At 57.4% G+C, this 12,894-nt stretch carries 12 protein-coding genes; 6 read left to right on the plus strand and 6 right to left on the minus strand.

The window, feature by feature from the left end; genetic code table 11:
- Window positions 1-2: 2 nt before the first annotated feature.
- The 3 genes from AC1DPR_RS06625 to AC1DPR_RS06635 all read right to left on the minus strand — a co-directional run bounded on the left by AC1DPR_RS06625 (window position 3) and on the right by AC1DPR_RS06635 (window position 3,348).
- Window positions 3-893 carry a carbohydrate ABC transporter permease gene (locus AC1DPR_RS06625; protein WP_018855652.1) on the minus strand — a complete coding sequence of 297 codons (891 nt, stop codon included), beginning with the start codon at window positions 891-893 and terminating at the stop codon, window positions 3-5.
- Window positions 890-1,999, minus strand: coding sequence for an ABC transporter ATP-binding protein (locus AC1DPR_RS06630; RefSeq protein ID WP_018855653.1), 1,110 nt, complete (start codon window positions 1,997-1,999; stop codon window positions 890-892). The genes AC1DPR_RS06625 and AC1DPR_RS06630 overlap by 4 nt, the downstream gene beginning before the upstream one ends.
- Window positions 2,000-2,091: 92 nt before the next feature.
- Window positions 2,092-3,348 carry an ABC transporter substrate-binding protein gene (locus tag AC1DPR_RS06635; RefSeq protein ID WP_018855654.1) on the minus strand — a complete coding sequence of 419 codons (1,257 nt, stop codon included), beginning with the start codon at window positions 3,346-3,348 and terminating at the stop codon, window positions 2,092-2,094.
- 179 nt (window positions 3,349-3,527) lie between these two features.
- Here AC1DPR_RS06635 and AC1DPR_RS06640 point away from each other — a divergent pair, with 179 nt between their 5' ends.
- On the plus strand, window positions 3,528-4,307 hold the full coding sequence (locus tag AC1DPR_RS06640; RefSeq protein WP_018855655.1) for a GntR family transcriptional regulator: 780 nt from the start codon (window positions 3,528-3,530) through the stop codon (window positions 4,305-4,307).
- Between the two features lie 499 nt (window positions 4,308-4,806).
- Window positions 4,807-5,004 (plus strand): hypothetical protein, encoded by a 198-nt coding sequence (locus AC1DPR_RS06645; protein ID WP_062369951.1) that lies wholly within the window; start codon window positions 4,807-4,809, stop codon window positions 5,002-5,004.
- A 723-nt stretch (window positions 5,005-5,727) separates the two neighbouring features.
- Here AC1DPR_RS06645 and AC1DPR_RS06650 read toward each other — a convergent pair.
- Window positions 5,728-6,813 (minus strand): LacI family DNA-binding transcriptional regulator, encoded by a 1,086-nt coding sequence (locus tag AC1DPR_RS06650; RefSeq protein ID WP_477815968.1) that lies wholly within the window; start codon window positions 6,811-6,813, stop codon window positions 5,728-5,730.
- Window positions 6,814-7,050: 237 nt separating this feature from the next.
- Here AC1DPR_RS06650 and AC1DPR_RS06655 point away from each other — a divergent pair, with 237 nt between their 5' ends.
- The 4 genes from AC1DPR_RS06655 (at window position 7,051) to AC1DPR_RS06670 (ending at window position 11,770) form a co-directional block, all read left to right on the plus strand.
- Complete coding sequence (locus AC1DPR_RS06655) at window positions 7,051-8,190, plus strand: sugar ABC transporter substrate-binding protein (RefSeq protein ID WP_018855660.1); 1,140 nt, start codon at window positions 7,051-7,053, stop codon at window positions 8,188-8,190.
- Between the two features lie 72 nt (window positions 8,191-8,262).
- Window positions 8,263-9,801: a sugar ABC transporter ATP-binding protein gene (locus AC1DPR_RS06660; RefSeq protein ID WP_477815969.1), complete on the plus strand. Its 1,539-nt coding sequence runs from the start codon at window positions 8,263-8,265 to the stop codon at window positions 9,799-9,801.
- Entirely contained in the window at window positions 9,798-10,793 is a 996-nt protein-coding gene (locus AC1DPR_RS06665) for an ABC transporter permease (RefSeq protein WP_477815970.1), read from the plus strand. Before AC1DPR_RS06660 ends, AC1DPR_RS06665 begins: the two co-directional genes overlap by 4 nt.
- Entirely contained in the window at window positions 10,790-11,770 is a 981-nt protein-coding gene (locus tag AC1DPR_RS06670) for an ABC transporter permease (protein ID WP_477815971.1), read from the plus strand. Before AC1DPR_RS06665 ends, AC1DPR_RS06670 begins: the two co-directional genes overlap by 4 nt.
- Before the next feature lie 79 nt (window positions 11,771-11,849).
- Here the strand turns inward: AC1DPR_RS06670 and AC1DPR_RS06675 are convergent, their stop codons facing one another.
- Both AC1DPR_RS06675 and AC1DPR_RS06680 read right to left on the minus strand, forming a co-directional pair.
- Window positions 11,850-12,347 carry an RES family NAD+ phosphorylase gene (locus AC1DPR_RS06675; RefSeq protein WP_477816023.1) on the minus strand — a complete coding sequence of 166 codons (498 nt, stop codon included), beginning with the start codon at window positions 12,345-12,347 and terminating at the stop codon, window positions 11,850-11,852.
- Between the two features lie 7 nt (window positions 12,348-12,354).
- Complete coding sequence (locus tag AC1DPR_RS06680) at window positions 12,355-12,705, minus strand: antitoxin Xre/MbcA/ParS toxin-binding domain-containing protein (protein WP_026371577.1); 351 nt, start codon at window positions 12,703-12,705, stop codon at window positions 12,355-12,357.
- Between the last annotated feature and the right edge of the window lie 189 nt (window positions 12,706-12,894).

The following is a 12,894-nucleotide window of genomic DNA, read 5'->3' on the forward strand; positions in this document are numbered from 1 at the left end:
GATCAATGCCCCGCTGCCCTGTCGAGGCGCAAGGCACCGATGATGATGATCGCGACGAGCGCAACCAGCAGGAAAACCCAGGTCGAAGCCGCGGAGCCGACACCGAGTTCCTGGAAGCTGATCAGACGGTCGCGTGCGTAGATCGACACTGTCATGACCTTTTCATTGCTGGCCGCCAGAACGTAGGAAAGGTCGAACATGCGCAGGGCATCGAGCGTGCGAAACAACACGGCAACTCCGATCGCGGGTCGCAGCATCGGGAGGGTGATCGACCAGAAGCGTTTCCAGGCCGGAATGCCGTCCACTTCGGCGGCTTCGAAGATTTCCTGGGAGATCATCTGCAGGCCCGCGAGAATGAGCAAAACCATGAAAGGGGTCGTCATCCATACGTCAATGAAAATGACCACCCCCATGATCAGCGAACCACTCGCAGTCCATGCCACACCGTGGTCGATGAACCCAAGGGCTTCCAGTAGCTTGTTGATGACACCGAACTGGTCGTTCAACATCCATTCCCAGATCTTGGTGGACACCACGACCGGAATGGCCCACGGGACAAGGATCGCAGCGCGCGCAAGACCCCGGCCTGGTATGGCCTCGTTGATAAGAAGAGCGATAGCCAATCCCAGCGCAGTTTCAATTGCCACCGAGATGACCGTGAAGGTCAGTGTGTTCCTGACGGCAAGCCACCAGCTGTGGTCATTGAAAACCTCGATGAGGTTGTCGATGCCGACCATGGAGTAGACGCTGGGATCGTCGAGAAAGGCGTCCGTAAAGGCGAAGAAGAATGTCCGTCCTAACGGCCATACGGCGACAAGCAGCATTGAGGCAATGACCGGCACGAGGAAGAGCCAGGCAGCAAGGTGATCGCGGCGGGCAAGGCGTGCACTCATGATAGAGCGCTCCTGACGCCGAATGGTTCGGCCGACGGCAAAAGTCGTGTGCCGTCGGCGGCGAAAAAAAACAGCGAATGGTCGTCGAAAGTCAGTGCAGCCGGCTTGCCGATCGCGTCGGGGTTTGGTGCCGCGGGCAGGCGAACAACCCAGAGTGTGCCGCTCCCCACCCGGCAATAGGCGAAGTGTTCGTGTCCGAGGTCTTCGACCCGCTCGAGCATACAATCGAGACGCCCGGTTCCCGTTGGTACCAGGCGCAACGCCTCCGGCCGAATGCCTATCTCGGCAACCGGAATTGCATCGCTTGGCGATTGCCCAATTGCCAGGCCGCCCGGGCCGACGATGTGCTCATCGTCATGCGCTGCCCGTGTCTCGACGGCAAGGAAGTTCATGCGCGGACTGCCGATAAAACCCGCAACAAACCGATTGCCGGGCTGACGATACAGCTCCGAAGGTGTGCCGATCTGTTCTATTCTGCCGTGATTGAGGACAACAATCCGGTCTGCCAGCGTCATGGCTTCTGATTGATCGTGCGTGACGTAGATCATCGTCGTCTTGAGATCATCATGAAGCTTGGCGATCTCCATGCGCATTTCCATTCTCAGGTCCGCATCCAGATTGGAAAGCGGCTCGTCGAACAGGAAAATCTCGGGTTGCCGCACCAATGCCCGTCCAATCGCCACGCGCTGGCGCTGACCTCCGGACAATTCTCTCGGTCTCCGGCTCAAGAGATGGTCAACCTTGAGCATACGCGCGACCTGTTGCACCTTTTGAGCAATCGCATCGCGTCGGATCCCCATGGTCTCGAGTGCGAAACCAATGTTGCGCGCCACCGTCATATGCGGGTAGAGCGCATAGGATTGAAAAACAAAGGCAACACCGCGCTTCGAAGCGGGGACATCGGTGACATCGTCGCCACCAATCTTGACCGTTCCAGACGAGGCTGAGATCAGGCCCGCCACGATGCGCAGCAGCGTGGATTTTCCGCATCCGGAGGGGCCTACAAAGACAACGAATTCACCATCGTCGATCTTCAAGTCTACATCATGAATGACACTGTGTGTTCCGAAACTCTTCGAAACGGACTCCATCGAAACCGATGCCATCTTTCACCTTGGCTTGCGCATGGGGGCTCGACCGGCACAGAGCGCCGGCTGCACAGGTTGCGGGAGCTGAGGCTCCCGCAATCTTGCTTCAATCAGCGGCTCTCTTTGAGCTTTTCCAGGCGCTTGGCCAGCGATGCATAGCTGTCCTTGGCATCGCCACTGCCCGACAGCACGTCATGGGTGGCGCGATAGAAGGCCTGAGAGACACGGTTGTAGCTGGTGCCGGTGTAGCCGGACGGACGGACCGCACTATCGGCGAAGGCTTGCTGGTTGTCTTTCAGGAATGGAATTTTTTCCAGCACCTCCGGATCGCTATAAAGCGACTGGATCGAAGGGTTGAGGGTCGCCTCCACGGCACGCATCTTCTGCATCTCCGGACCGGTGATGAAGTTCACAAAGTCGGCTGCGACCTCAGGTTTGGCGCTGTATTTCGAGACGCCATAATACATGGGACCCAGGCAGCCGCTGGACTTCTGGCCTTCCTTGCCAACCGGAAGCGGCATGACGCCAACCTTGTCGATGATCGAGCTGCCTTCCTTGTGCGATGTACCCCAGACATAGGGCCAATTGCGATGGAATACCGCGTCGCCGGATTCAAAAACTGCCCGTGACGCTTCTTCATCGTAGTTCAGAACGCCTTCCGGGCTGATCGAACCGATCCAGCCTCTGGCCTTCTCGATCGCTTCGGCGGCTTGCGGCGTGTTGATCGTAACCTTGCCGTCGTCGGATATGATCGTGCCGCCGCCATTTGATGCAATGAGTTCGATCGCATCGCAGGTCAGGCCCTCATAACTCTTTGCCTGCCAGGCGTAGCCCCACATCTTGGCATTGCCGGCGGCGCGCTCCTTGTCCTGGATTTCCTTTGCGGTCGCAGCAAGCTCATCCCAGGTCTTTGGAGGCTGCTTGCCATACTTTTCCAGGAGATCCTTGCGGTAGAACATCAGGCCGACGTCCATGTAGGCAGGCATCGCGACCAGGTTGCCGTCCAGCTTGGCAGCGTTGAGCGTAGAAGTGAAATGCTTGTCCTGATCGGCCGCAGGAATCATGGTTTTCAAATCAAGCAGGTTGGCCTTGAACATCCCGAGCCAGATGACGTCGAGAAACAGGACGTCGATATCCTTGGACTTTGCCGCCAGCAATTGCTGATAGAGCGGGATCGCGTCGTCGAGGAGAGCCGGCATCTTGTTAATTTTTGCTTCGTTGCCTGTCTTTGTCTTCCAGGCGTCGGCAACCTTGGTGCAAAGTTCGAATTCGGTTGGTGCGCAGAATACGGAGATGCTTTCCGCATGCGCGGCACTGGCCCATAGGCCGGCATAGACTGCAACTGCAGTAAGGCATTTCTTCAACATGAGCTGTTCCTGTCTTTATCACACTTGAGCGGTGCGGAACTCTCTGGTTCCTGAGCCTAGTAGGACTGGTTATGACCAGTCATGTCAACTGGACTCTTGTGTCCCTTGTGGGCAAAGATGCAAAAGCAAATACCAGCACCGACTAAGGGAGCGAACGCAACGTGAAAACCCGTGAACCGGTGGCAGCGACAAAGAGGCATGCGGCAATCGATCGGGCCGACCCTCGTCCGCTTCATCAGCAGGTCTACGAAGACTTGCTGGCTACGATCCGGGAAGGGAAGGTGCCATTGCGCGGCAAGCTGCCCTCCGAACGTGAACTCGTTTCACTTTACGATGTTAGTCGCATCACGGTGCGCCATGCGGTGCGCGAACTGATCCGCCAGGGCGTTGTCCAAAGTCAGCCGGGCAAGGGCTTGTATGTTGCGGAAAATGGAGGAGGATTTGAACTCGAGGTCCTCAGGAGCTTTACGAGCACCGCCCTGGCAAGTGGTCGCGTGCCCGGACATCGCCTTCTTGCGATGGAGGTCGTAAAGGCGTCTCTTGACATCACCCGGCCGCTGCTCTTGCCTCCCGGATCGGATGTGATCGTGCTGGCGCGCCTGCGGCTACTTGACGGCGTGCCGGTCGTCCTCCAGACCGACTGGATAGCGGCCTCCCGCGCGCCGGGATTGACCGGCATGGACTGGACGGTCGCAAATCGCTCGCTCTATGCCGAGCTGCGCGAAGTCTACGGCATCCAGCCACGGCGGGGGCAAACGACACTCAGTGCGCGACTTGCGGATCCAGCCGAAGCTGCGATGCTCGAACTCCCGTCACCTTCGGCCGTGCTCACTGTCGATCAAATCGCCTTTGACGAGCGGGACCGGCCAATCAACATGACGGCGCTTGTCCATCACCCCGGCCGATATCCGCTCACACTGCTACAGTCAGCCACGGGTGACTTTCGTCAATACTGGTAGATGCGTCTGCATTTTAGCTCAGCACAAGTTGCCGGCGATCCGCAAGACTGCGGGAGCCTTCGGGAGCTCAATCCGCGTCGCGCCCTCAGGAAGCAGTTTCGCTCGGCGACGCGGTGACACGTACGGCCGCCCCGACAATATTGCCACCGCACTTGGACGCACGTACGTCATTTTCTGCTTCGCAGTTGCGGCAATTATCATATAATTCAACGCGCTAAAAATTACACTATTTCAGTTGCTTATCTGACTTTTCTCGAATAGGTTTTGTTCTGGGAGAGGTGCCCAACATCAAAATTTGGTACTTGTACTCAGTGTTGGTTGACGACGCTTGAGGAGGATAAGACATTGCGTCCGAGCGTTTCTTTATTCGCAATTGTGCAGCGGGTGCGCCATCGCGTTTCAACCCGATATCGAGCCGCACCATCGGTCTGACCCGTCGTAAATCCATCACCGAAAATTGCTTATGGGACGCACGATGGTGTGTGCCTCGGGGTTTGTCATGCAGAAACAGGCTGTCGTTTTCAATGGTCAGGAAGTCGGGATCGCTGTTCCCGTAGAAACTCGTCTGAAGTTCATCGCTGTCCGGTTCAGCGTCATTGATCTGGACAACATGGTCTTCGATACGATTAGCGAAATCCGGCGCGCGATTGTTGCGCATCTTGCGAACGACGGACGACAGACCATCACGTCGCAATGAGCGCCCCGGCGCGCCTTGGCGGTCGTCACTCGAACTGGCCTGAGCCTGGAGATGCTCGCACAGGTTCTGGCCGAGCAGCTCGTGTAATTCTGAGGGGAGGTAAGGAATGCTAGTCTCGAGTATCCTCGAAGCCGATTTGGCCGTGCTCTCACTGTCCGTTCAATCCTGGTACCGGCATTACAGGGCCAAACCAGATGACAGAACGTCGGAAGTAATCTGCAGCGCGGCAGTCGACCTCTTCAATCGCGGTCATCGCACTCAGGAGGAACTGACCCGGATATTGATTGCTCGGTTTCCCGGAGCGCCTGTCACATATGTCAACGCGCCCACGGCTGGTGCTCTTCATTAACACAAGGTTGAGCATCGCCTCGCTCTTCCTGCGTGGCGATGTCCCCTCACACCTGGGGAGCTCGAGTTATAGTCCCAGCCAACCCTATAACGAACCGACCTTATAACGAGCTGGCATGTTGCGGATGTAGAGCGCCTCTATCGGTTGCCACTCGTTCTTCGCGGGGGCACATCTTTCAGGCCATATTTGCCCCGTGCCTCAATGGATGATCTTGTCTCGTTGGCAAGTCCGCTTGGATTGCCGTTATAAGTTTCTGCCAAAACCTTATAGTTCGATCAGTTGCCGTCAATGTTATAAGTATTAGCCAAAACCCTTATAACGGGCCGACTCCTGCAAAACCGGAAAACGGCGTTAAGGATGCATATTGCATCGATTCAATCGTCGGGCTGCTCGCCCTCGTTGGTCGGCCTGATCGCGTCGGCACTCGAATTGCTATTCCGGTTCGCGAAGACAAGTTCGCTAGAAGTGCTTTCGCGCACGACAAGCGCGAATCCCATGTCGATTTGTTCGGGTCCGGATCTTGTTGCTGCATCGAGCGCCAGGAGAACCTTCTCGGCAGCAAGCCTGCCGGTTTCGTAACGGCGGGTGGCGATCGAGGAAAGGGACGGTGCCGCGCAGGCTGAGAATTCGAGGTCGTGAAAACCGATAATCGAAATATCATCCGGCACGCGGATGCGTCGCTTCCTGCACTCCTGCATTGCACCAAGAGCCAGGTTGTCGTCCGTACAAAATATCGCCTCGGGGAGATCGCCGCGGTCATCCATCTCGCCAAAGAGCTCGGATCCGAGTGCCACCGAACTGTGGCGCGGTCTATGAGCAATCATTTCCAGACTTTTCAGGCCTACCTCCTGCATCGCATTGTGATACCCGTCAAAGCGTGACTGGGCGCGATGGTCGAGATTGCCTGTCAGGAATGCAATCCGTCGGAAGCCGCGATCAATGAGATGGCGGGTCGCAATGTGGCCCGCATGCTCCTGTGACATGCCGATGTTGAGATCTATTGGATCGTCGGACAATTCGAAAGTTTGCACAACCGGAAGTCGCGCCTGGACCAAAAGCTGGCGCGACAGTGCAGTATGGTGAATACCTGCAATGATGATCGCTTCCACCCGCTGACCAAGGAGCGCCTTGATCGCATTCTCTTCCTCCACTTCCGAGTATCTGCTGTTGACCACGACGACCTGGAAACCTGCAGCGACTAAAACTTCGTGCAGCGCAAACAGGTATTCAGCAAAGATCACATTATAGAGCGTCGGCACGATCACGCCGATCGTGTGGGTGCGCGACGAGGCAAGTCTGCTTGCCGCCACATTCGGCACATAGCCCAACTTTTCGACGGCCTCGATAACGCGCAGCCGCAAGGTTTCCGAGACCGTGGCCGGCTTCCGGAGCACGCGCGAAACCGTGATCGGGCTGACACCCGCCAGGCTCGCAACATCGTCGAGAGTTATTCGGCGCATTAAAGCATTGTCCAAATACAAAAGGTTAGAGAGCAGAGAGAAATAAGCAGAACAAAGTGATACTCCACAAATGACAGCGCTATCAAATAGAATTTGACAGCGCTGTCACGTATGTTAACGTTTCGATCGTTCCGCAAAGGGCAGGGTGGAGCCTTTTCGGACCAAGCGTACCAATGACAATACTGGAGGTTGAGAATATTGGAGGGCGGCTGCGTCCGCCTCTGGAGGAGGACATCCATGCTTAAAAACGTGAAAGCGAATTCTGCGCGCGTTGCGGCAGTTTCCGCACCGATCCTTGCGCTGTTGTGCGGCGCTGCATATGCAGAACCGAAAGTTGTGAACGGACCAGCAGCAGATCCAGGCTGCATGACGCCTTGGGCTTCTGATACTCAGTTTCTGCAGTATCCGAAAAAGGAAGGTCCTTACCGCATCGCGCTCGCCAACGGCTACATTGCCAACACATGGCGCATCCAGATGGTCCAGACCGCAAAGGCCTATGCGGCGCAACCGGACGTCAAGGCGAAGTTGAAGGAGTTCAAGGTTGTCTCAACCGGAGAGGACGTGCCGGCACAGATTTCAGCGATCAACAACTTCATCGACGCCGGCTATGATGCGATCGTCGTCAATGCTCAAAACCCGACAGCCTTTGGCCCCGTGATCAAGAGAGCCAAGGAAGCTGGCGTCGTGCTCGTAGCATTCGACAACACCCTGGACACGAAAGACGCGATCAACGTCAACGTCGATCAGAAGGGCCTTGGTGTCACCTGGGCCGAGTGGCTTGTCAAACACCTGCCGAACGGCGGCAAGATTTTGGAAGTCAGGGGTGTCGCTGGCACGTCCGTTGATACCGACCGCCATAATGGCATCAAGGAAACACTGGCAGCCTCCGGCAAGAAGTTCGACGTGACCGAAGTCGTCGGCAAATGGGATGACGGCGTTGCCCAGAAGGCGACGGCAGATGCTATAGCGACAAATGGACCGTTTGACGGGATTACCGCCCAGGGTGGCGACACCGGTGTCGTTCAGGCGATGATCGACGCGAAGCACCCCTTCGTTCCGTTCGGCGGCGAGACCGAAAATGGCTTCCGAAAGCTCTGCGCCGCTCATGCGGGCGAGGGGCTAGTTTGCTCGTCAGCCGGGACAGGGCCAGCTCAGGTTGCTGTCGCCATAAAGACTGCCATCGCAGCTCTTGAGGGCCAGGTCGTCCCGCAAGCCGTCAAGTTGCCGACGGCACTCGTGTCGCATCCCGACTTGAAGAAGGATCAGGACTATTACCCTGATCAGTCCGACAACTTTTTCGTCGGCAACTCCTTCCCGACTTGCGGCATCAATTTCACCGCGCAAGAAATCATGGGGCAGACCAAGGAAAACCAATAGCAGCAAGTGCCCATGGGATCGACTGCGGGCATGCGTGCTCGCAGTCACAGGCGAAATGCACCCGATGGGAGGGTGATCTTGTCAGAACCACTGTTGCGCATGGAAGGCATATCGAAACGCTACGGCGGCGTCATAGCCCTCAACGAGGCCGATATTGCAATTCGACCCGGCGCGATCCATGCAGTCCTCGGCGAGAACGGTGCAGGAAAATCGACGCTGATCAAAATCATGGCCGGGGTGACGATACCCGACGACGGCCGAATGCTGCTGGATGGCAAGGCGGTATCTTTCTCGTCGCCTGCGATGGCGAATGCGGCCGGGATCGTTTCGGTCTTTCAAGAGCTGTCGCTCATTCCCGACCTTTCGGTCGCCGACAACATCGTCATCAGCAATCCGCCCACGCGTTTTGGGATGATCGACCGCGGCGCCCAGCGACGGATCGCCGAGGAGGCGCTTTCGCGCGCCGGCGCCTTCGACATTCATCCGTCGTCGCTGGTCAAGGACCTTCCGCTTTCCCGTCGGCAAATGGTCGAGATTGCCAAGGCTCTCGCGCGCAGCCCTCGGCTGATGATCCTGGACGAGGCGACCTCCGCCTTGAGCAAGTCAGATGTCGACAAGGTCTTCAGTGTCCTGAAGCGACTGCGATCGGAGGGATTGGCGCTCGTCTATATTTCGCATCGCATGCATGAAATTGCAGAACTCGCCGACGACTGCACCGTGTTCCGGAACGGGCGTAGCATCGAATCCTACAAAGCCGGGACAAAGACCGATCAGCAGGTTGTTGAGCTGATGATCGGTCGGGAATACAAAAGTGTGTTTCCAGCCAAGCCGGGCGTCGAGATTTCGAGGCCGCCCGTCCTTTCCTGCTCTGGCTTGTGCTGGGGGGACCGTCTGACTGACATTACATTCGATGCGCGCCCGGGCGAAATTGTGGGCGTGGGCGGCCTGGACGGGCAGGGTCAACGCGAGCTCCTGCTGGCGCTTTTCGGCGTGCTTCGCGACGTCAGGGGCGACGTGCGGATCGATGGTCGCAGTCTGCGATTGACCAGTCCCAAGGAGGCGAAGTCGCAGGCAACCTCCATAGCTCTCATCCCGGAAGATCGAAAGACCGAGGGGTTGATGCTGCCCATGACAGTGCGGGAGAATCTTTCGATAGCGGCCCTCGGCAGTGTTTCGCGGAAAGGTGTCATCGATCGCGGCGCGGAGGCCGCTTGCGTTGGCGAACTCTTGAAGCTCCTTGCCATCAAAGCGGCGAACATCGACATGCCGGTCAGCAATCTGTCCGGTGGAAACCAGCAGAAGGTTGTCATTGCCAAATGGCTGATGAACCGGCCCCGGATCATACTGTTGAACGATCCCACACGCGGCATCGACGTCGGGACCAAACAGGAGATCTACCAGCTGCTGCGAAAGCTTGCGGACGGTGGTGCGGCAATTATCTTCTATACCACCGACTACGACGAGCTGATTGGTTGCTGTGATCGAGTCCTTGTGATGTACGACGGCACGATCGCCAGCATGCTTGAAGGTGACAATATCAACGAACGCGCGTTGATCGGCAGTGCGTTGAACATCGCTGCCAAACAGGTGGAGCGGGGGCCAACACTGTGAACACGGGAAAGGTCGGTGAATGGCGATTCCGGTACGAGCTTCATAAAGGAACGCTTCTTGCCGCGGCCCTCTTTGTGGTGATGTTCGTCATCTATGTTTCCAACCATCCAGCGGGCTTCACACCAAACGTTGTGCAGACAGCGTCCAACAAGGCAACGCTCCTCGCCTTCGTCGCGATGGCACAATGTCTCGTGGTGATCACGGCGGGCATAGACCTTTCGGCCGGGATGGTTCTGGTTCTGTGCAACTGTCTCGCATCCTGGCTTGTCGTCGGCACACCACTGCAGACGGGCTTCGGCATCGTCGCCGTGCTGGCGGCAGGTCTCGCCTGCGGCACCTTGAACGGTCTGATCATCATCTTCGGCAGACTGCAGCCGATCGTGACGACCATCGCCACCAGTGCTATCTTTTTCGGGCTTGCGCTACTTTTGCGGCCAACGCCGGGCGGCTCCGTTAACGAGACACTTGCTGACGTCTTTACCTCCAAGATGTTCGGGGTGTTGCCCACTAGCCTGATCGTTCTCGCTGCCACGATACTGTTGGTCTGGATCCCGTTCAGCAGATCGATTTATGGGCGCGCAGCCTACGCCGCCGGGTCTTCGGAGTATGCTGCCTATATGTCCGGCATGCCGCTCAAGCGGGCTAAGCTTCTGGCCTATGCCCTTGCGGGGCTCTTGTCGGCCATGGGCGGACTTTATCTCACCTTCTTTTCCTATACAGGTGAGGCGGCCTTTGCGAGCGGCAATGCTTACACGCTCTACTCGATTGCTGCAGTTGTCCTTGGAGGCGTGTCTCTGGCGGGTGGCAAGGGCAGTGCCGTCGGCGCCGTGTTCGGGGCGCTTGCCTTCCGCACGATCGGCGATCTTCTTTTCGTTTTTGATCTCGACCCACTCTGGCAGCCTCTGTTCCAGGGCATCGTGTTGATGCTGGCGATCGGCATTGGCTCGATCGGGCTGGCCCGTGTACGCAATCGACTGGAATGGTTCCAATGAGCGAAGATGCTTTCGGCATGCGGCATTCAATAATTCCTCGTCGGCTGCGGGGAAGAGATCCCGCGGTGGCGATCGCCTTCGGTTGCATCCTGCTCCTGCTGCTTGGCGGATCGATCTATTCTTCGAATTTTCTCTCGCCCGATTACCTCCTGCAACAGTTGAAGGTGGCCTCCTTCCTCGGCGTGATCGCGACGGGGATGATGATGGTAATCCTGCTTGGGCAGATTGATCTGTCCGTTCCGTGGACAGTGACCGCTGGCGCGATGATGGCCTGTGCTGCGACAGCTTATGGCGCAGGCGGATCACTCCTGGCAATTCCATTCGGAATTGCATGCGGGGCAGCGATTGGTCTGGTCAACGGACTTGCCGTCGCCTACCTGCGCATTCCCTCCATGATCATCACGCTCGCGACCAATGCCGTCGTGCAGGGACTGATGGTCGTCTACACGGGCGGGTTCTCGCCGCAGGATTCTGCCTCTCGGGCGATGCGATTTCTCGCGACCGGATACACCATCCCCTCTGTGCCCAACGGCGTTCTTGTCTGGCTTGCCGTTGGCATACTGGCGGTTTTCCTGTTGACCAGAACGACCTTCGGTCGATCGCTCTATGCAATCGGAAACCGCGAACGGGCGGCCTATATGTCGGGCATCGACACCCGGCGTATTACTATGATCGCCTTTGTCATCTCGGGTTCGCTCAGCGCACTTGGTGGAGTCTTGCTGGCCGGTTATGCGTCAAAAGCCTCACAATCGATGGGCGACGCCTATCTTCTGCCGTCAATCGCGGCCGTGGTCCTTGGTGGAACCCATGTACTTGGTGGAAAAGGGACCTACCTCGGTACGGTGGCAGGCGTGATCCTTATTACCCTACTGCAGTCGATCCTTTCGGTAATGCAAATTGAAGAGGCGGGTCGCCAGCTGATCTACGGCGTAGTGATCGTGAGCATGCTTTTGCTCTATGGGCGGCAGAAGACCTGAAGCCGGTTGGCGGCGGATCCGCTATTGAGCCCGATCGAACGTTGCGACGTCCAATGCGGTTGCGATCAGCTGGCCCTAGCTAAGGCGACAGACGATGTTCGTCGTCGATGAGCGTCACCCGACTGGGTAACGCGGCGCTCCATTGCCAGAGGACAAGGTTGAGATCATTGTCAGTTGCCCCGTGCGCAAAACTCCTCACTAGCAATCCGTGAAAACCCGCCTGGCTGAGTGCGCGGGCGAACGCCTGCGTCAATGCCTCCCCGTGTTTCCTCATTTGATCGCGCCATGCCGGATCAGCAAGCATGCTGGCGTCCATTCCTTCGCTTCGCAGAGCAACCTCGTCCCGGCAGTCGAAAACACGCTCAATGTCGGCGTCGTAAGATACCAGCGTGGTCGGCTGCAAGCTGCCGACCTGATTGGCCTCTCGTAGCGCGGCAATTACGGACAGAGACGTATAGAGCGCCGGGGTTCCTTTTCGGTTGAACCGTCCGCCATAGAGTTCCGCTCCACGCCCGGACAAAGCGTCTTGCGCGTAGATCGGGTTGAGCGCGCGATAAAGGGTGCCCTTAAAGTGCATCGGCAAGTCAGGCGTGAACGCCCGCATCGACTGCATCGATGTAGTCAAGGACGTCGTTCGCGCGTCCATCACGCACCAGTTGCATTGCCGTCAAACCGGAAAATCCCGACAAGGGCTCCGAGCGATACCAGGCATAAGCCATCAGAGCCGAACCGAACCGGGGCTCGACCTTGTTGATGATTTCTGTGACCTCGCGTAGTCGCCGCTGCGTCTTGTCGGAACGAATGCGATCCTTACGCTGGATGGCATCCTTGCCAAGTCCAGCGGTCAGCGCGATCTCCTCGCTGGTCGTGCGCAATGCTTGCGCGATCTTGCGGGGCGAGAACAAGCCGCCGTCTGCATACCGAGCAAGACCCATGATATCCAAAACTCCCATACATGCCATTGATACTGACGTTATATAGCGTCAATTCTAATGTATTTCAATGGCTGGCACATTGGCGCCGGAACGGCGTCCCCTTGAACCCTCCGTCTGATTTGTTTCCAGGCCAGCAGGCTCAGAGCCACACAGGCACAAGACGGTTACACCGTCGACATTGGTACCGTG

The sequence above is a fragment of the Rhizobium sp. 01T417 genome (assembly GCF_056398905.1).

Coding starts and splice junctions, on each gene's coding strand:
- AC1DPR_RS06670 (WP_477815971.1), top strand. CDS start 10,790: ATGAGCGAAGATGCTTTCGGCATGCGGCATTCAATAATTCCTCGTCGG.
- AC1DPR_RS06630 (WP_018855653.1), bottom strand. CDS start 1,999: ATGGCATCGGTTTCGATGGAGTCCGTTTCGAAGAGTTTCGGAACACAC.
- AC1DPR_RS06625 (WP_018855652.1), bottom strand. CDS start 893: ATGAGTGCACGCCTTGCCCGCCGCGATCACCTTGCTGCCTGGCTCTTC.
- AC1DPR_RS06645 (WP_062369951.1), top strand. CDS start 4,807: ATGCAGAAACAGGCTGTCGTTTTCAATGGTCAGGAAGTCGGGATCGCT.
- AC1DPR_RS06675 (WP_477816023.1), bottom strand. CDS start 12,347: ATGCACTTTAAGGGCACCCTTTATCGCGCGCTCAACCCGATCTACGCG.
- AC1DPR_RS06650 (WP_477815968.1), bottom strand. CDS start 6,813: ATGCGCCGAATAACTCTCGACGATGTTGCGAGCCTGGCGGGTGTCAGC.
- AC1DPR_RS06635 (WP_018855654.1), bottom strand. CDS start 3,348: ATGTTGAAGAAATGCCTTACTGCAGTTGCAGTCTATGCCGGCCTATGG.
- AC1DPR_RS06655 (WP_018855660.1), top strand. CDS start 7,051: ATGCTTAAAAACGTGAAAGCGAATTCTGCGCGCGTTGCGGCAGTTTCC.
- AC1DPR_RS06680 (WP_026371577.1), bottom strand. CDS start 12,705: ATGGGTCTTGCTCGGTATGCAGACGGCGGCTTGTTCTCGCCCCGCAAG.